This is a genomic window from Natronorubrum halophilum (genome assembly GCF_003670115.1).
Taxonomy (GTDB): Archaea; Halobacteriota; Halobacteria; order Halobacteriales; family Natrialbaceae; genus Natronorubrum; species Natronorubrum halophilum.
The window spans coordinates 260,026-279,428 of sequence record NZ_QQTY01000003.1 but is presented as its reverse complement, the minus strand read 5'-3'; the positions used below and the strand labels follow the sequence as shown (position 1 = coordinate 279,428).

Genomic DNA, 19,403 nt, shown 5'->3' with positions numbered 1-19,403 from the left:
TCAGACGTTCTATTCGTTTCAGCTCAGCAACCGTACACAGCTACTACCACCGCTCGTCGCTCCAGTTTTCTGTTCCGTCGGTTTCAACGTGGTACGGATAGTGTTATCGATGTTCTATATGTGTATATATATGGTAACTCAGTGTGATAGAGTCGATATCGAGCGTCATCACTTGGCGCATGACCGATCTCGTCCCGAACGAACGCTATTTTTGACAGTGGAGTTTATGGCGTGGTGGAGAAGAACCTATCAGTACGCTCCGACATCACCATGGATGATCCGACACAGACACGCGCTATCGACCAACTCAACGCCTTCCTCGACGGGGGCGACCACGAGGAGGCAAAACGGTGTCTCGAGCGCCTCAGGGACGCTGACACCGGGACGCGGAAAACTGCGCTTCGGGCGCTCCGACAGCTCGGGGAAGAGCGGCCGACCGCACTCGAGCCCGTGTTCGAGGCGCTCACGCCGTTTCTCACCGACGAGGAGCGGTCGATCCGTCTCACGACCGCGAAGCTGTTCGTCGCGATTGCCGAGGCCGAGCCGGACGCGACCGCGGCGGTCGTCTCACCGCTGGCTGATCGGTTGGCCGACGAGGACGAGTTCTACTACGTTCGCGCTCGCTCGGCGGAGGCGCTGGGCTACGTCGCACTGGAGCATCCGACGACGGTCGCCTCGCCCGAGGTGCTCGCGGACCTGCGAGTCGGACTCTCGTTCGACGAACCCGAAGTGAGGGAGAAGCTGGCGAAAACGCTCGAGTACGTCGCGTTGGGCGATCAGGACCGACTCCGTCACCACGTCGCGGATCTAACCAGACATCTAACCGATTCGAACGAATTCGTCCGGTATCACCTCTGTACCGCGCTCGTCGCGATCGGCTGTACGTATCCGAGTGCAGTGTCGGAAAGCGTCGATGAGCTGTCCGATCGGTTGGACGACGAGAGCCCCTACGTGCGGGGACGGGCGGCCGAAGCGTTCGGTCTGCTCGGTCGGTCGGATTCGGACGTGTCGGTACCTGACGTGACTTCGATCGCGGACGACGATGCCGAGCAGTTCCTCGCCGACCGAGTCCGATTTGCGATTGGGGCGGACGACGACGGGCAGGTCGATGGCGCTTCGAACGGAATCGGGTCGATCGAGGCGATCCGCGAACGAACCGACGAGGTCGTCAGCGAGATGAGTTCCCCCGACGGCGACGGGTGCCCCTACTGTGGCCTTTCGCTTCCCGAAATGGGACCGCCGATGTGTCCGCAATGTGGCGGTCCCCGCTGACGTAGCAGGTCGATTAGGTTGGCCTAAAAATCGGAACGGTTTTATTCTTTAGGTGAGCCTAAACCAGTATGGTGAAAGAATTCGGGGAGGTTGAAACGCCGCACTGGCGAGATTGCGTGAAATACGGCGGTGCGGTCACCGGCGACGTATCGACTTTTGGACGGTGGGTGCGAGGGAAAGACAGTACCGGGTCGACCACCGAAACGACCGATGGATTCTCGTCTCCCGTATCAGTCGAATTAACCGGTACGGTCCACCGATGAGCGGGAGAAAGTCGAGCGTCGGGGCGGATCAGACGGCGACATCGATGGCGGACGAGACGCGGTTCGGGTGGCTCTTCGATCCGAAGCTCGTCACGGTAATGTTGGGTAGCCTCGCCGTCGTCTTCGTCGGCGCGATGATTCAGGTAAGTTACGGCGCGTACTCGATGACGTTCGCCGAAGCGTGGCGTGCGGTGTTCAATCCGAACGTGGTGTTCAATCCCCACGCGTGGGACGCGTTCTTGCTGGGCGAAACGATGCCCGAGATGAGCACCGAGAGCCTCATCGTCTGGAACATCCGCCTCCCGCGGGTGTTCGTCGCCGTCTTCGTCGGCATGAACCTCGCTATCTCGGGGGCGATCTTCCAGGCGGTAACCCGGAACGAACTCGCGAGTCCGTTCATCCTCGGTGTCTCCTCGGGAGCGGGGCTGATGATTCTGCTAACTCTCGTCGTCTTCGGCGGTCTGTCGGCGTTCCTCCCGTTGATCGCCGCTCTCGGGGGTGCGGTCGCGTTTCTCATCGTCTACGTGATCGCCTGGAAGAACGGGACGTCACCGGTTCGACTGGTGCTCGCCGGCGTCATCGTCGGCACGGTCTTCGGCTCGCTGCAGACGGCGCTGTTTTTCTTCGCGGACGACATCGGCGTCGTCCAGTCGGCGATCGCGTGGACGACCGGATCGCTTACTGGCACCGACTGGGAACAGGTCCGCCTCGTGCTGCCGTGGACGATCGTGGCGGTTCTCCTCTCGATCGCCGGGTCGCGACAAATGAACGTCCTGTTGCTGGGCGAGCAGACGGCGAAGTCGCTGGGCATGTCGATCGAGAAGGTCCGCTTCGCGCTCTCCGGGGTCGCGGTCCTCGCGGCGGCAGCGAGCATCGCCGTCGCCGGCATCGTCGGTTTCGTCGGCCTCATCGTCCCGCACATGGTGCGGAACCTCGTCGGGAGCGACTCGAAGAAGCTGATCGTCGGCTGTCTGTTCGTCGGACCGGCGCTGATGGTCGCCGCCGACGTTGGCGCGCGACTCGCGTTGAGTCCCACGCAGATTCCCGTCGGAATCGTGACCGGCCTCATCGGCGGTCCGTACTTCCTCTATCTGATGCGGAAGCAAGAGAACATGGGTGAGATGTGAATGAGAGGCACAACCACGGACGTTGGACGGACGAAGGAATCGGGGGAGACAGCCGTCGTCGAGCCGTCGGATGCGATTGCCGAGTCGGCTCCGAGTACGCTCTCCGGCTCTGAACTCGTGTTCCGGTACTCGAGTTCGGGCGAACCGATCATCGGCGGCGAATCCATCGCGGCCGAACCGGGTGCCGTCACCGCCCTCGTCGGCCCGAACGGGTCGGGGAAGAGTACGCTTTTGAAGGGGCTGGCGAACCAGCTCGCGCCCGAGGGCGGTTCGGTACTGCTCGGCGGCGACGACGTGCAGTCGATGGGGACGAAGGCGCTCGCCCGGAAGCTCGGCTTACTCTCTCAGGAGAGTACATCGCCGAGCAGTATCACCGTGGAGGATCTCGTCTACCACGGCCGCTACCCCCATCGAGGCTTTTTCGAGACCGTCTCCGAAGCGGATCGGGAGGCGGTCGATCGCGCGATCAAACTCGCGGGCTGTGGCCACCTCCTCGAACGGGAGGTCGGGAGCCTCAGCGGCGGGCAGAAACAACTCGCGTGGATCGCGATGGCACTGGCCCAGGAAACCGACGTGCTCTTGCTCGACGAACCGACGACGTTCCTCGACCTCCACCATCAGCTAGCGGTCCTGGAGATCATCGAGCACCTGCGTGAGGAAAGCGACATCACGGTCGTCGTCGTGCTCCACGACATCGAACAGGCGGCGCGGCTCGCCGACCGCATGGTCGTCCTCGAGAACGGCGAGATACGGGCTCGAGGAGCGCCCGAAGAGGTCGTCACCGAAGCGCTTCTCGAGGAGGTGTTCCGCATCGACGCCGAGGTCGAACTGACCGAGCGCGGACCGCGGATCGACCCGCTCTGCGCTCGCAGCGACGACGCCGATTCGGATCACGGCGACGAAGCCTGCCAACGAAACGACGGCGTGGAGGCCGAGTAGTGACCGAGCACGAGGAGTTCGAGACGGAACTCGACGCCTACCGCGAGCGAGTCTCGCGGCCGTTGCTTCGACTGTTCCATACGTACGGCCTCGGCGAGGGGCGCTGGCTCGCACTCGGGCTGTTCTCCAGCGTGCTCGCCTACGGGACGATCCTCGTGACGCCGCTCGTGCTCGGGACGACCATCGACGCGGTGTTCGGGGAGGAAACGTACGCGCTTCCGCTCGTGCCCGCCGCGTGGCTGCCGACCGACCCGACCGCACAGTTCTGGCTGTCCGCGACCGTTATCGGGGTCGCGCTGGCGGGCGGCGCGCTCCTCCAGTGGATTCGGGGCGTGGCGATGAACTTCTTCGCCCACGGGGTGATGTACACGATTCGAACGGAGACGTACGAGAAGATGCAGCGCCTCGATATGACGTTCTTCGACAACAAGGAGACGGGAGAGGTCATGTCGATTCTGAACAACGATACCTCGAACCTCGAGGTGTTCTTCGATAACGCGCTGGGCGACAGCGTGCGGATCGGCGTGATCGTCGTCGGGATCACCGCCGCGTTGCTGTACACGAACTGGCAACTCGCGCTGGTCACGCTGGGGGCCGTGCCGCTGCTGGTCGCGTTCACCTGGTGGTTCGTCAGGGTGATCGAGCCCCGGTACACCGCCGTCCGCTCGACGATCGGCGATCTGAACACGCGCATCGAGAACGGCCTCAGCGGGATCGAACTCGTCAAGACCGCCAGTACCGAGGAGTACGAGAACGGCCGGGTTCGCGACGTCTCACAGGAGGTCCTCGACGCGCAGATGGACGTGTTGAAGCTGAGTTACTTCTACCGGCCCGGCATGGAGTTGATCACCGGCGTGGCGCTGCTCGCGACGTTCGTCGTCGGCGGACTGTGGGTGTTCTCCGGACCGCCGCTGTTCTTCTCCGGGGAGCTCACCACGGGCGACTTCGTCGTCTTCATGCTGTTGACCCAGCGCCTGACGGGGCCGATGGCCCAGCTCTCGAGCATCGTCGACTGGTACGAGAACGCAAAGGCGTCTGGCAGGCGTATCTGCGGACTGATGTACGTTCCGGTCAGGATTCGGGACACGCCGAACTCGGTCCCGCTCGAGGACGTCGACGGTCGGATCGAGTACGACGACGTTCGGTTCAGCTACGAGGGTGAGGAGACCATCCTCGACGGCGTCGACTTCGACGTGGAGGCGGGGGAAACGGTCGCGCTCGTCGGCGCGACCGGCGCGGGCAAGTCGACGGTCGCGAAACTCCTGTTGCGGTTGTACGACATCGACGACGGCGCGATCCGCGTCGACGGTCACGACGTACAGGATCTCCGCGTTTCGGACCTGCGGGAAGCCATCGGCTACGTGAGCCAGGACACGTTTCTCTTCGACGGCACGGTCGCCGAGAACATCCGTTACGGACGCTTCGACGCAAGCGACGACGAGGTTCGGGCGGCCGCCGCCGCGGCGGAGGCCCACGAGTTCATCCGAGAGCTTTCGGAGGGATACCGGACGCGAGTCGGCGAGCGCGGGGTCAAACTGTCGGGCGGTCAGCGCCAGCGGATCGCACTGGCTCGGGTGATCCTTCAGGATCCCGCGATCATCCTGCTGGACGAGGCGACCGCCAGCGTCGACACGGAGACCGAGTACCTCATCCAGCGCTCGCTCGAGCGCCTGACCGCCGACCGGACGACGCTGGCGATCGCCCACAGGCTGTCGACGATCAAAGACGCCGACACCATCCTCGCGCTGGAGGACGGACGGGTCGTCGAGCGCGGCACCCACGAGGAGCTGGTCGCGGCGGACGGCCTGTACGCCAATCTGTGGGGCGTACAAACCGGCGAGATCGACGACTTGCCCGAGACGTTCGTCGATACCGTCGCTCACGGGCCAGTTGACGGCGAGCGGTGATTTTTAGGCCCACCTAACAATCGGAGCGCTTATTATGTTTTAGGCTAGCCTAAATCCATGGGGAGAGAGAAACCGGCACGCGGGGAATCGACGCGGCGGGAGTTCGTAACGTACGGCAGCACGGCCGTCGGTGGTGGATTACTGGCCGGGTGTTCGGACGTCGTCAGCCGGAACGAATCGGAGCCGGCGGGGGAGACGGACGACGAGTACTCGGTTACGATATCACCAGTCGGAACCATCGAATTTGAGGAGGTGCCAAGTCAGGTACTGACGTACAATAAGCACTACGTTGACATGGCGGTCGCCTGCGGACACGGTGAGGCGATCAAAGCCATGGGAGACAACTTCTACACCGGGTACTACGAACAGCTACCCGGAGTCGAGTTTGACCCGTCGACGCGAGTAACGGTCAGCCACGACAATAAGGAAATAATCTATCAGGTCGACCCCGACCTCATTCTATTAGATCCGACGTGGTACCGCGTCTATTCACAGTATTACGACTATGGTGAGGATGACATCGAGGAGATTACCAAAAACGTCGCCCCGTACTTCGGGAACCGATTTTCGCGAGCGCACACCGACACGGGGATTCAGGATTACGAGTACTACACTGCGTGGGAGTTGTACGCAAAAGTCGCACAGGTGTTCCGTGAGACAGAGAGACTTCAGGCACTGAAACGTATTCGTGACGAACTGGTTGCTCACGTCGAGTCCAATCTACCACCCGAAGCGGAGCGTCCGACAGTCGGACTAGTCGCAATGAACGATTGGGGGGTGTTCTCACCGTACAAAATCGACAATGAGGGCTTCGGTGTTTCCCACTATCGGCCGCTTGGTGTGAAGGACGTGTTCGCAGAGAGTGACCGGACGTACGAAGAAGACGGGGGCGTTTACGACCTCGAAGCGATGCTTGAGCTCGATCCAGACGTTCTCATTCACAACTTTGGCACGGGCGGATTTGACGAACGGTATCAGTCGATGCTCGAACTCGAAGATGATCCGGTTGGCTCGAAGTTGAGCGCGGTGCAGAACGATCGGCTGTACGGTGGCGGAGATTCGATGCAGGGCCCGATTTACAATCTGTTCCAGATAGAGATGGCTGCGAAGCAAATCTACCCCGAGCAGTTTGGAGAGTTCCCGACCTACAATGACGATGGAACCTACGACATCTCTAAATCGGAGCAGCTGTTCTCGCGAGAGCGCGTTTCGGACATCATCAACGGAGACGTCTGAGCATGCCAAATCACGACACTACTACGAGCGGAGCACCGACACGCAGAGACGCGATCAAGTACGGCGGCGCGGTCGTCGGCGGCGGCCTGCTCGCCGGCTGTACCGGCGAAGACCCGTCGGATGCGGACGATGCCGATGGAGATCATCCGGATTCGTGGACGGTTCGGATGGAGCCCCGAACGGAGGTTACCTTCGAGTCCGTCCCCGAGTCGGTCGTCGTCTACCGGGCGGACTACGCGGGCATGCTGATCGCCCTCGGACACGGAGACGCGCTGGTCGGGATGCAAGACACCCAGAGCCTCCCCACGGAGTTCCTCGAGCAACTTCCGGGCGTGTCCGTCGATCCCGCGGGAATCACTCAGCTTCGGCATGGCGGCGAGTACGATAAAGAGGTCTTCTACGAGATCGACGCCGACCTCCACCTCATCGACCCGAACAACGCGAAGCACTACTTCGATTTCGACGAGGACGACATCTCGGACCTGGAGACCGCCGTCGCCCCGTGGATCGGGAGCTTCATCCGTCGTCCGCAGGAGGAAATCGGGCCGGGATACCCCCATTACACGCTGTACGAGGCGTTCGAGAAGGTCTCAGAGGTGTTTCGAGAGCACGAGCGTTACGAGGCGATCGCAGAGATACACGAGGCGATGCTCTCGCAGGTCGAGGCGGAACGGCCGCCGGCCGACGAGCGGCCGAGCGTTGGCCTCGCGTTCCTCGTACCCGGCGAGGACTTCGTCGGCTCCGGAACCTTCTACCTCAACGACCCGACGCAGCCGGGAATGGCGAGGAAGCAGTACCACGACCTCGGCGTCGAGGACGCCTGGGCGGCCGCGGGCGTCGACGCCGACGGAAGCGTGGGCTACGAGACGCTGCTCGAGGCCGATCCGGACGTCATCATCGCGCACAACGCGTTCGGGTACACCGATTCTGAAGCGCAGTTCCAGTCCGAGGTCGTCGATGTAATGCGGTCGGACAGCCTCGGGAGCGAACTCACCGCGGTACAGAACGGCCGCGTCTACCGCGGCGGCAAGAACGTCCAGGGACCGATCACCAATCTCTTCCAGACCGAAGTGGCCGCGAAGCAGTTGTACCCCGAGGCGTTCGGCGAGTGGCGAGGGCTGGACGAGACGCCCGAGGAGGAACAGTTGTTCGACCGCGAGGAGGTTGCCGACATCGTTAGCGGAGAGAGATAATCATGAGTAATACCAACGGCACGGAAACGACCGAAACACCGACGCGACGGGATTCCCGCGAGCGCCAGCGAGCGGGAAGTCGTCGGGGGAGTGAGCGAAGCGAACGGACTCGACGGGAATACGTGAAATACGGCGGGGTAGTGATCGGCGGCGGGTTACTCGCCGGCTGTACCGGGACCGGTGACGAGGTCGAAAGCGAGGACGATGGCGATGGAGAGTCATACTCGGTGACGATGTCGCCCGCCGGCGAGATCACGCTCGATCATCCTCCAGAGCGCGTCTTCACCAATCTCGTTCACCACGCCGATATGGCGCTCGCGCTCGGGTACGGCGAGTCGATCAACGCGCTGTACAGCCCGGAGAACTTCGGAACGCTCTACGAACTCTTCCTCGAGCGCCTCGAGGGCGTATCCACCGACTGGGCCGGCCTTCCCAACTCCTGGAACATCGACAAGGAGCACCTCTACGAGTTAGACAGCGATCTTCACCTGGCCGATCCGGCGTACATGACGGTGATGGACAGTTTGGACCGCGACGATATCGAGGAGATCGGCGAGAACGTCGCCCCGTGGTTCGGCAACGCCTACAGCGATTCCCAGAGGGAGCCCCCTGAAGCGTGGGCCGACGACTACGAGTACTACACGCTGTGGGAGATCTTCGAGAAGGTCGCGGCGGTCTTTCGGGAAGAACAGCGGTATCAGGAGCTCACGGAGATCCGCACGGATCTCCTCGCCGAGATCGAAGCGAATCTCCCGCCGGAGACGGACCGGCCGCGAGTCGCCCGAATACAGACGGGGCTCTCGGACGGCGAGCTGAGTATCTGGCCGTTCGCACTCGACGACCCCGGCTACGAGCAGGCGCATCTCCGCCCGCTCGGCGCGAAAGACGCGTTCACCGACACGGAAGCGTACAGCGAGATCGACCTCGAGGCCGTCGTCGAAGCCGATCCCGACGTGATGCTCATCACCCACGCGATGGGGCCGACCAGGGACTTCCTCGAGACCAAAGACCACCTCGAGAGCGATCCCGTAGCTCAAGGGATTCCCGCCGTCGAAAACGACCGCGTCTACCCGATGGCGATTCGGTACGGCGGACCGATCGCGCACCTCTTCCAACTCGAGATGGGCGCGAAGGAGCTCTATCCGGAGGCGTTCGGCGAGTGGCCGAGATACGACGGCGGCGCGTATCCGGAGTTCCCCGAGTCAGAGCAGTTGTTCGACAGGCAGCGAGTGGCAGACATCATCAACGGAGACATCTGAACATGAGCGACGACACCACCGACACGACGCACGAGGCACCGACGCGCAGAGACACCCTCAAGTACGGCGGGACGCTCGTCACGGGAAGTCTGCTAGCCGGCTGTTCGGAACTGGTCGGGCAGGACGACGGGGCAGAGGGGACCGACAGCCAGGGATCGTACGAAGCCTGCATCGAGCCCGTCGGCTGTCTCTCCCTCGAGGAGGTTCCGGAAACGTGGATGGCACTTACGGGCCCGTGGGCGGATATGGCCGTTGCACTCGGTCAACGGGATGGGTTTCGGCCCGCCGGATGGTATCCACAGCCGTACTTCTACGACCGCGTCGGTGTGTCGATGCCGACGGACGTCCCGAACCCGCTCGCCGGGGGCGGCTGGGACAAGGAGTTGTTCTACGAACTCGATCCGGATATCATCCTCTGTGACCCGAACTATCTCCACAAGACCGGCTTCGACGACTCCTGGGACGAGTCCGACACCGAGGAGATCGTGGAGACCGTCGCTCCCTTCTTCGGGAACAATATCGTTCGCCGACGCGAGTTTCACGAGTACGAACTGTACTCGCTGTACGAGGCGTTCGATCGGTTGGCCGACGTCTTCGACGAACGCGAGCGGTACGAGGCGTTCGTCGACGTTCACGACGAGCTCTGGTCCGAGATCGACTCGAAATTATCGGCCGACCAGGACCGGCCCGAAATCGGACTGATAAACTTCGGATCCGACCTCGAAAGCGGCGAGTTCGCGGCGATGACGACTGATTCTGAGGGGGTCGAGATGAAGCAGTATCGCGATCTCGGCATCAAATCGGCGTTCAGCGACGAACAGACGGACGGAATGCTCGACTACGAGGCGATGCTCGATGTCGACCCCGAGATCATCGTCGTCCACGGCGGCGTTCGCCTCACGGACGAAACCGGCGAGTTCTCCGCAAGCGCGTTTCACGACCAGTTCGTCGCGCCGCTTTCGGACCATCCCGTCGGCCGCCAACTCACTGCTGTCCAGAACGACGCCGTCTATCCGGGCCCGTACTTCCAACAGGGGCCGATCGTGAGCCTGTTCCAGACCGAACTCGTCGCACGCCTGCTCTACCCCGAGACGTTCGGCGCGTTCGATCCTGAGCGGTTCCCGGACGTTCCCGAGGACCAACAGCTGTTCGATCGCGGGCGAGTTGCAGCCATCATCGACGGAGAGATCTAAATGAATTCGAAGAATACAAACACGACACCGACACGCAGAGACACGATCAAGTACGGCGCGGCGCTTGCGACCGGGACCGCCCTCGCGGGCTGTTCGGAACTGGTTGGACAGGAGGATTCCCAAGGGACCCAGACGACCGAGGACGGCTCGTACTCGGTGTCGATGGAACCGACGGGGACGGTCTCGTTCGACCAGGTACCCGAGCGGTGGACCGCGTACAACGGCGGCTACGCCGATATGGCCGTCGCACTGGGACAGGCTGATGGACTGATAGGGATCGGTGGCGCGGATCGATACTACACCTACGTCTACGACGAACTCCCCGGCGTAACCGTCGATCGAGACGTCCTCGAGCAGTATCCGGAGGTCCGAACCAAAGAGGAGTTCTACGAACTCGAGAGCGACGTGCATCTGTACGACCCTCAGATGCTCGTCAACTGGTTCGACTGGAGCGACGAGGACGTCGATGAAATCGCGTCGAACGTCGCGCCGTTCGTCGGCAATTTGATCTTCCGCCGGTCCGACGAGTGGCACGATTACCGCTACTACACGCTGTACGAGGCCTTCGAGAAAGTGGCCGAGGTGTTCCAACAGCAAGAGCGCTACGAGGCGTTCAGCGAACTGCACACCGAATTCATCGCGTCGATCCAGGAGCGGCTTCCGCCCAGTGACGAGCGACCGGACGTCTTCCTCACCTTCGAGGGGACCGAAGAGCCGGAGACGTTCTCGCCGTACCGACTCGACGACGCGGGAACGAGCAAGAAACAGTGGCGCGATCTCGGCGTTCACGACGCGCTGACTGGGACGGACATCGACAACCTCAGCACCAGGAATCGCGGCGAACTCGACTACGAGAACCTGCTCGAGATCGACCCCGACGTGATTCTCGTGCGCGGCCACGAGCGAAAGTCCGCCGCGGAGTTCCGAGACGTCGTTCTCGACTACATGCAGAGCCATCCCGTCGGGAGCGAGCTCGCCGCCGTCCAGAACGGACGAGTGTACCGCGGCGGCTACCTCAACCAGGGTCCGATTCACAACCTCTTCCTGACCGAACGGGCGGCGAAGCAACTGTTTCCCGAGGAGTTCGGTGACGTGACCGGCGACGAACGGCTATTCGACCGCCAGGAGGTTGCGGATATCATCAACGGAGAGTTCTGACGATGAGCGACAATACCGACGGCACGACCGGAGAACCGACGCGCAGAGACACGCTGAAATACGGCGGCGCACTCGCGGCCGGCACCGCCCTCGCGGGCTGTTCGGAGCTGGTCGGACGGGACGGAGACTCGGATCCCGGACCGACCGACGATGAGACGTACTCGGTGACGATATCACCGGTCGGAACGGTCGAGTTCGATAGCATCCCCGAGGCGGCGGTCCTCTACGATCCGCAGGTGGCCGATCACCTCGTCGCGCTGGGTCAACAGGACAGGATCGTTTCGCTTGGCTTCCCGGACCGCTACTACACGGGATTCTACGACGAACTCCCCGGCGTCGAGTTCGATACGAGCGACCTCACCGCGTTCTACACCGATCAGTTGACGCTCGACAAGGAGATACTCTACGAACTCGACGCCGATATCCACCATCTCGACCCGCTCCGGTGGGAGGGGACCTTCGACGACGCGGACATCGAGGAGCTCGAACAGAACGTCGCACCGTTCTTCTGCAATCGATTCAGCCGGGCACACGGCTACCAGGGCGACCGGTCCTACGAGTACTACACGCTCTGGGAACTCCTCGACAGGTACGCACAGGTGTATCAGGTACAGAGCCGAAGCCAGGCGCTGATCCGGGTTCGAGAGGAGATGCTCGAGACGATTCGGGCCGAACTCCCACCACAGGAGGAGCGCCCGTCGGTGGCGCTCGTCGTCTACAATCACGACGAGGACACGTTCGGGCCGTACCGACTGAACGGTCCGGGGTTCGGAAAAGCGCACACGCGCCCGCTCGGCGCGAACGACGCGCTCGCGGAGGGGACGAAAAGTTACGCCTCGGATTACGGGAACAACTACTCGATGGAGGCGATGCTCGAGTTCGATCCGGACGTGATGATCCACAACTTCGACTGGACCAACGTCCGAGAGCGGACGGAAGCGTTCTTCGACCTCGGCGACCACCCCGTCGGTGGGGAGATTACGGCCGTTCAGAACGGCCGACTCTACGCCGGCGGATCGGCCCTGCAGGGACCGATTTTCAACCTCTTCCAGGTCGAACTCTCGGCGGAACAGATCTATCCCGACCTGTTCGGCCAACCGCCTGCGCCGGACGAATCCGTCCCGGAGAGTGAGCGATTATTCGACCGCGGGCGAGTCGCCGACATCATCAACGGAGACAGCGAACAATGACGAGAACCGAACCGACTCGACTCGAGGAATCGACGCGGCGGGATTCCCGCGAGCATCAGCGAGCGGGAAGTCGTCGGGGGAGTGAGCGAAGCGAACGGACTCGACGGGACTACATGAGATACGGGAGCGCGATCGTCGGAGCCGGATTGCTCGCCGGATGTGCCGGGGACGCGTCCGACGACGAAGCCGATCCCGGGGACGAAAGCGAGTCGTATTCGGCGACGCTGTCGCCCGCCGGGACGGTCACCTTCGAGGCGGTCCCGGAGACGGTCTTCACCGATCTCACCCACCACGCCGGAATGGCCCTCGCGCTCGGTCGAGGCGACGCCGTCAACGCGACCTGGGCGGGGAGCGCTTCGGTCCGGTCTGGAACAACTACCTCGAGCGACTCGAGGGCGTCTCGGTCGAGTGGAGCGACCTCCCGAACTCGTTAGACGCAGACAAGGAACTCTTCTACGAACTCGACAGCGACCTCCATCTGGCAGATCCCGCCTACGTGACCTGGATGGACGGAATGGATAGCGACGACGTCGCGGAGATCGATCGAACCGTCGCGCCGTTTTTCGGCAACACGTTCAGCAACGGCAACACGGCTCCCCCAGAGGAGTGGGACGGGGAGTACCGACACCACACCCTCTGGGAAATCTTCGAGCGGGTCGCGGCGGTCTTCCAGGAACGGGGCCGCTACGACGCCCTCGCCGAGATTCACTCGGGCGTGCTCGAGGCGATCGACGCGAACCGACCACCGGCGGCACAACGACCGTCGGTCGCGATCGTACAGTTCCTCGGAGAGGCGATCTGGGCGTACCCGCTCAACGCGGACGGATTCATGCACTCGCACATCCGCCCGCTCGAGGCGAGAGACGCCTTCGGCGGCGAACTCGACGGGGCCACCGAAGTTGACATCGAACTGCTGGTCGACCGGGATCCGGACATCTTGCTCGTTACCGAAACGATGGGCGAAGACGGCATCGAGGACGCTCGCCGGACGCTCGAGGACGACCCCGTCGCCCGACAGGTCACGGCGGTCGAAACCGACCGCGTGTACGCCGGCGGCGTTCGGAATCAGGGGCCGATCCTGAACCTGTTCCAACTCGAGATGACGGCGAAGCAGCTCTATCCCGACGTGTTCGGCGAGTGGCCCACGTACGTCGAGGGACCGTATCCCGAGATACCGGAAGACGAGCGACTGTTCGACCGCGGGCGAGTCGCCGACATCGTCAACGGTGATCTGTGAGCGGTGTTGAGCGCGATTCGAGACGCTCCAGCGGAACCGGTCGTGAAAGATAGCACGGTCGTCAGCGTCGAACGCGGGCGAGCGGGTCGCACGGTGCACCATCGAAATCGAGACCCAGTAGCGTCCGTCGGAGGTCCAATACCGCACGTCAGAGGTGGCTGAGTGAGTAACAACAGGCCCACGGAGGCGGACGAGACCCTGTTAGACGAGTGCTCAACAACTACCAGCGGGTGCGCCTCCGCCGAGCGTGTCTTCGCCCTCCTGGACTGCCCTGAAACGATCCCGGAACCCACCGACCCGGTCGCCCTCGAGCGAGTCGACGGTCGAATCGAATTGTTTTGGTTGGCCTAAAAATCGAAGCGGTTATGATTCTTTAGGCGAGCCTAAAATCATGGGGAGAAACGAACCGGCATGCGGGGAATCGACGCGGCGGGAGTTCGTAGCGTACGGCAGTACGGCCGTCGGCGGCGGACTGCTGGCGGGCTGTTCGGACTTGGTCGGACAGGACGACCCGGGATCGACGGAGGGGGAAGACGACGAATCGTACTCGGTGACGATGGCCCCCGTGGGAGACGTCGCGTTCGACTCGCCGCCGGAGAGCATATTCACGCGGCTGACTCACCTGGCCGGGATGGCGTTCGCACTCGGACGCGGGAACGACGTCAACGCGATGCACGCGCCCGACTACTACGATGAACTGTGGAACCAGTTCACCGAACGACTGCCCGGCGTCACGCTGGACTGGTCGGGGTTGTACTCCTCCTGGGACCCGGACAAGGAAACGCTCTACGATCTCGACAGCGATATCCACCTGGCCGATCCGGCGAGCGTGAACGCCCTCGACAGTTGGAGCATGACCGACATCGAGGAAGTAGAAGAGAACATCTCACCGTGGTTCGGGAACCAATTCAGCGACAGACACGGCGAACCGCCGGCTGATTGGGCCGACCGCTACGAGTATTACACCCTCTGGGAAATGTTCGAGACGGTGGCAGCGGTGTTCCGCGAGGAAGAGCGGTACGAAGCGCTTGCGGATGTACACGCGAACCTGTTGGAAACGATCGAGGAGGATCTCCCCCCGGAAGGGGAGCGCCCGACCGCGGTCATGGCGGGGATGAGCGACATCGAGAGCATGTACGTCTACACGCTGGACACGCCAGGGATTCTGACGGCACACGTGCGCCCGCTCGAGCCGATCGGTGCGCTGGGCGACGACATTTCCTCCGGCGATACGATCGACATGGAAGGGATGCTAGAAGCCGACCCCGAGGTTATATTTGCGCCGGGTGGGATGCACCCGGAAACGGATATGCCGGGAATACGGGACGCGTTTCGGGATCACTCCATTGGCCAACGGATTTCCGCGGTCGAAAACGGTCGGATCTACGCGCAGGGGGCGCGCTACCAGGGGCCGATTCTGAACCTGTTCCAACTCGAGATGACGGCGAAACAGCTCTATCCCGACGTGTTCGGCGAGTGGCCCACGTACACCGACGGCCCGTACCCCGAAATCCCCGCGGACGAACAGCTGTTCGACCGCGGGCGAGTTGCGGACATCATCAACGGGGATCTCGATGAGTGACAGCGACGCGCCGACAGGCGGACCGACGCGCAGAGAGATACTCCAGTACGGAGGTGCGCTGACGGTCGGTTCCGGACTTGCAGGCTGTTCGGATCTGACCGGACGGAGCGAGGAGTCGGCTGGACAGTCCGACGATGGCACCTATTCGGTGACGATGGCTCCCGCGGGAGAAGTGGAGTTCTCGAGCGTTCCACAGAACGTGATGGTGTACAGCTTGTTGTACGCCGATATGGCGGTCGCGTACGGACACGGGGACGCCGTTAACTCGCTCGGCTTCGACGCCGAAGCGGGTGGCAACACGCTGGACGCGTACTACGAGCGTCTCGACGGCGTTTCGTTCGACCGGGACGGGTTGGCTCAGCTCAACACGGGATCGGGAGGCGTCAACATCGACGGGGAACTGTTCTACGAACTGGACTCCGACCTCCACCTGGTCGATCCCTGTCTCGTGCTGTCGTTCGACGGCTGGGAACAGTTCGATATCGAGGAGATCCGGACGAATATCGGCCCGTGGTTCGGAAATAACTACAGCCGATCGCACGGTCAACCACCCGAGGACTGCCGGGACGACTACCAGTACTACACGCTCTGGGAAATCGCCGAGAAGGTCGCGACGGTGTTTCAGGCACGATCGCGGTACGAGGAACTCCACGCGATACGCGAGGAGATGGTCGAGACGATCCAAGCGGATCTTCCGCCGGAAACCGAACGACCGACGGTCGGAACCGTCATCTTCATGGAGGAGACGTTTTTCCCCTCGCAGAGCACTACGCCGGGATTCAGCAACGCCCACGTCCGTCCGCTCGGCGTGGTCGATGCGTTCGCAGCCGACGACGTGACCTACGAGACGTCCTACGATTACGAGATGATGCTCGAGATCGATCCCGACGTTATCCTCCACCAGTACGGGATCGCGTCCTACTACGACGTCGGTGCGATCCGCGAGACGATTTCGGAACACCCCGTCGGCGAGCAGTTGAGCGCCGTCGAGAACGACCGGATCTATCCGTCGGGCAACCCGGTTCAGGGACCGATCATGAACCTGTTCCAGTTGGAGGCGACCGCCAAACAGCTGTATCCCGACGTCTTCGGGGAATGGCCCGGCTACGTCCACGGGGAGCCGTATCCGGAGATTTCCGCGGACGAACAGCTGTTCGATCGTCAGGAGATTGCGGAGATCATCGCGGGTGATCGGTAAATGCGCGCTCGAGAGTGGGCGATCGCGGGAGCCTTCCGCGAGCCGGAAGAGTACGACATCCCCGACCTGCCGTCCTGGCGAGTCCGTCGCAGCGAGTGTGGCGGGCTGGCGTTCGCCGACGGGGACGACGAGCCGTTCATCGCCGCCGACCATCCGGTGGCGGTGAGACGCTAACGACAACCCATGATCGACACCACTACCGACACGACGCACGGGAGACGCCTCGGCTCCGTCTCGAGCCCGTTCGCGCGCGATTCGGGGCCTCGAAGGGAGTGCAGGGGAGGCGGGGGCCTCCTTGAGAACGAACAGCTAGTCGACCGCCAGCAGGCTGTGGACAGCGACAACGGAGAGAACGATCCATGAAAGATGGTACCGAAAACACGACAGGGGCACCGACGCGCAGAGACACGCTGAAGTACGGCGGCGCTGTGGTCGGCGGCGGACTACTCGCCGGGTGTGCGGATAGTTCGGAGGAGGGAATGTCGCCGAGCGAAACGGACGGATCGTACTCGGTGACGATGGAGCCCGTCGGCACCGTCGAGTTCGACGAGATTCCCGAAACGTGGTTCCCGTACACGGGTGATTACGCGGACATGGGCGTTGCGCTCGGGCAGGTCAACGGACTCTCGGCCATCGGCGTCCGCGCCCGGTTCGCCTCGCACCTGTACGAGGAACTCCCCGGCGTCTCCGTCGACGGAAGCGAACTCACCGAACTCTACCAGGACGGCACCGGCAAAGAGATCTTCTACGAACTCGAGGCCGACGTTCACCTCATCGATCCGAACTTCATGGTGAACCGCCTCCAGTGGGAGCAGGCCGACGTCGACGAGATCCGAGACCTCGTCGCTCCGTTCGTCGGGAATACGATCTTCTCGCGCGTTTACGACTGGCACGACTACGCCGACTATACGCTGTACGAAGCCTTCGAGAAGGTCGCGCAGGTGTTCCAAGAGCAGGCTCGCTACGAGGCGTTCGCGGAGTATCACGACGAGGTGCTCGCGGACGTACGAGAGCGCGTTCCGAACGAAACGCCGACCATCGCGGTTCTCTACCCGGAGGGGATCCCGCCGGAATCGTTCTACCCGTACCTGATCGGCTCCGGGACGCAGTCCAAACACTGGAACGACCTGAACGTCGAGGATAGCCTCGCCCGGAACGAGATCGTCGATACGCAGGCCGGCGGTGGAACGATCGACTACGAAACGCTGTTGGAGATCGATCCGGACGCCATCGCGATCAGGATTCAAGGCGAGATCACGCCGGAGTACTTCGACGCCGAGATCGTCTCACACCTCCAGAACCACAACGTCGCGAGCGAGCTTCGGGCGGTTCAAAACGACCGCGTCATCTACGGCGGCGTGACCTACCAGGGACCGATCATCCACCTCTTCCAACTCGAGCGGGCGGCTCGTGGACTGTATCCCGACGAGTTCGGAGGCGAACAGCTATTCGACCGCCAGCGCGTTGCGGACATCGTCAACGGAGCATTTCAACAATGAGTACTCGCGACACGACCCAAACTGAGGCAGCGTTCGATCACGACGTCGTTGTAGTCGGCGGCGGTCCCGCCGGCTGCTCGGCAGGGCTCTTCACCGCCCGGCACGGCCTGGAGACGGTTATCTTCGACCGCGGGCGCTCCTCGATTCAGCGATGTGCCTACCTCGAGAACTACCTCGGCTTCCCCGCGGGGATCGACATCGAGACGCTGTACGGACTGATGCACGATCATGCCGAGACGGCGGGCTGTGAGATCGTTCCCGACCTCGTCGAATCGCTCGAGCGCGCCGACGGCGAGGGGTTCGTCGTCAGCCTACAAGAGGGAGAACCGGTCACCGCTCGTCGAGTGATCGCGGCCACGCGCTACGACGGCGAGTACATGCGCGGCCTCGACGACGAGGAGGCGATGTTCGAGACGCACGAACACGACGGCGAGGAACACGAGCACTTCGATAAGGGGTACGCCGAGAGCGACGGGACGACACCGGTCGACGATCTGTTCATCGCGTCGCCGTACGGGGACACCGGCTATCAGGCGAGCATGGCTGCCGGACACGGCGCACGGGTCGGGATCACCGTCGTCGAGGACGTTCGACGGGCACAGGGCTATCCCGAACCCATGGCGAACCACTACGACTGGATGCGCCGGGAAGCGGAACTCAACGGGGAGTGGAGCGAGCGAAGCCGGTGGCGGGAGTATTTCGACGACCAACTTCCCGACGATCACGACCTCGAGGAGGCGCGACTCGAAGCGATGCGCGAGCGGGAAATCGACCGCAGGTTCGCGACGTATCTCTCCGACGACGAGATCGAACGGCGGATCGAGCGCGGTCACAAACGGCTCCTCGAACACGTCGACGACGACCTGATCCTCGAAGCGGCGCGTGAAATCGAAGCGACCGGGAAAACCGGCGGGGAGTAGTATCACGCCGACCGCGAAGGCACAGGAAGGCGATGATACGTTTGAGAATAAAGGGTTTCAGTTTCTCACCACCTTATACACATATGAAACAGCGTTCCAGTGTCCTATCGAAATTCGAGCCGTCGAGAGAGAACGGGAATGGCTGTAGCCGTTTGTTCACCGGTGTGGGACGCGACGTTCGAAGGTGGCGGAAAATTTGTTCGTCCACGAAAGCATCATCATCGTTCTTT

16 protein-coding genes and 1 pseudogene are annotated in these 19,403 nt (G+C 62.6%); all 17 read left to right on the top strand.

Translation table 11 applies throughout. From position 1 onward, the window contains the following. Positions 1–270 precede the first annotated feature (270 nt). Positions 271–1,272 carry a HEAT repeat domain-containing protein gene (locus tag DWB23_RS13430; protein ID WP_121743341.1) on the top strand — a complete coding sequence of 334 codons (1,002 nt, stop codon included), beginning with the start codon at positions 271–273 and terminating at the stop codon, positions 1,270–1,272. Between the two features lie 259 nt (positions 1,273–1,531). Next, positions 1,532–2,662 (top strand): FecCD family ABC transporter permease, encoded by a 1,131-nt coding sequence (locus DWB23_RS13425; RefSeq protein WP_121743675.1) that lies wholly within the window; start codon positions 1,532–1,534, stop codon positions 2,660–2,662. Continuing rightward, positions 2,663–3,601, top strand: a complete 939-nt coding sequence (locus DWB23_RS13420; protein WP_121743340.1) for an ABC transporter ATP-binding protein — start codon at positions 2,663–2,665, stop codon at positions 3,599–3,601. Then, positions 3,601–5,508 (top strand): ABC transporter ATP-binding protein, encoded by a 1,908-nt coding sequence (locus tag DWB23_RS13415; protein ID WP_121743339.1) that lies wholly within the window; start codon positions 3,601–3,603, stop codon positions 5,506–5,508. The genes DWB23_RS13420 and DWB23_RS13415 overlap by 1 nt, the downstream gene beginning before the upstream one ends. Positions 5,509–5,565: 57 nt before the next feature. Further along, positions 5,566–6,744 carry an ABC transporter substrate-binding protein gene (locus tag DWB23_RS13410; RefSeq protein WP_121743338.1) on the top strand — a complete coding sequence of 393 codons (1,179 nt, stop codon included), beginning with the start codon at positions 5,566–5,568 and terminating at the stop codon, positions 6,742–6,744. 2 nt (positions 6,745–6,746) lie between these two features. Next, a complete protein-coding gene (locus DWB23_RS13405) occupies positions 6,747–7,937 on the top strand; it encodes an ABC transporter substrate-binding protein (RefSeq protein WP_121743337.1) in 1,191 nt (396 codons plus the stop codon). 2 nt (positions 7,938–7,939) lie between these two features. Further along, on the top strand, positions 7,940–9,196 hold the full coding sequence (locus tag DWB23_RS13400; protein ID WP_121743336.1) for an ABC transporter substrate-binding protein: 1,257 nt from the start codon (positions 7,940–7,942) through the stop codon (positions 9,194–9,196). Positions 9,197–9,198: 2 nt separating this feature from the next. Continuing rightward, positions 9,199–10,389, top strand: coding sequence for an ABC transporter substrate-binding protein (locus tag DWB23_RS13395; protein ID WP_121743335.1), 1,191 nt, complete (start codon positions 9,199–9,201; stop codon positions 10,387–10,389). Further along, complete coding sequence (locus tag DWB23_RS13390) at positions 10,390–11,547, top strand: ABC transporter substrate-binding protein (RefSeq protein WP_121743334.1); 1,158 nt, start codon at positions 10,390–10,392, stop codon at positions 11,545–11,547. A gap of 2 nt (positions 11,548–11,549) precedes the next feature. After that, positions 11,550–12,737, top strand: coding sequence for an ABC transporter substrate-binding protein (locus tag DWB23_RS13385; protein ID WP_121743333.1), 1,188 nt, complete (start codon positions 11,550–11,552; stop codon positions 12,735–12,737). 113 nt (positions 12,738–12,850) lie between these two features. Next, positions 12,851–13,974: pseudogene (locus DWB23_RS13380) on the top strand (ABC transporter substrate-binding protein). A 162-nt stretch (positions 13,975–14,136) separates the two neighbouring features. Beyond that, positions 14,137–14,325 carry a hypothetical protein gene (locus DWB23_RS13375; RefSeq protein ID WP_121743332.1) on the top strand — a complete coding sequence of 63 codons (189 nt, stop codon included), beginning with the start codon at positions 14,137–14,139 and terminating at the stop codon, positions 14,323–14,325. A 40-nt stretch (positions 14,326–14,365) separates the two neighbouring features. Beyond that, positions 14,366–15,556: an ABC transporter substrate-binding protein gene (locus DWB23_RS13370; protein WP_121743331.1), complete on the top strand. Its 1,191-nt coding sequence runs from the start codon at positions 14,366–14,368 to the stop codon at positions 15,554–15,556. Continuing rightward, positions 15,549–16,754: an ABC transporter substrate-binding protein gene (locus DWB23_RS13365; RefSeq protein WP_121743330.1), complete on the top strand. Its 1,206-nt coding sequence runs from the start codon at positions 15,549–15,551 to the stop codon at positions 16,752–16,754. Before DWB23_RS13370 ends, DWB23_RS13365 begins: the two co-directional genes overlap by 8 nt. Next, a complete protein-coding gene (locus DWB23_RS23035; RefSeq protein WP_162989817.1) occupies positions 16,755–16,928 on the top strand; it encodes a hypothetical protein in 174 nt (57 codons plus the stop codon). Positions 16,929–17,113: 185 nt separating this feature from the next. Then, a complete protein-coding gene (locus tag DWB23_RS13355) occupies positions 17,114–18,253 on the top strand; it encodes an ABC transporter substrate-binding protein (protein ID WP_121743328.1) in 1,140 nt (379 codons plus the stop codon). Beyond that, positions 18,250–19,173: an FAD-dependent oxidoreductase gene (locus tag DWB23_RS13350; RefSeq protein WP_121743327.1), complete on the top strand. Its 924-nt coding sequence runs from the start codon at positions 18,250–18,252 to the stop codon at positions 19,171–19,173. The genes DWB23_RS13355 and DWB23_RS13350 overlap by 4 nt, the downstream gene beginning before the upstream one ends. Positions 19,174–19,403: the final 230 nt, after the last annotated feature.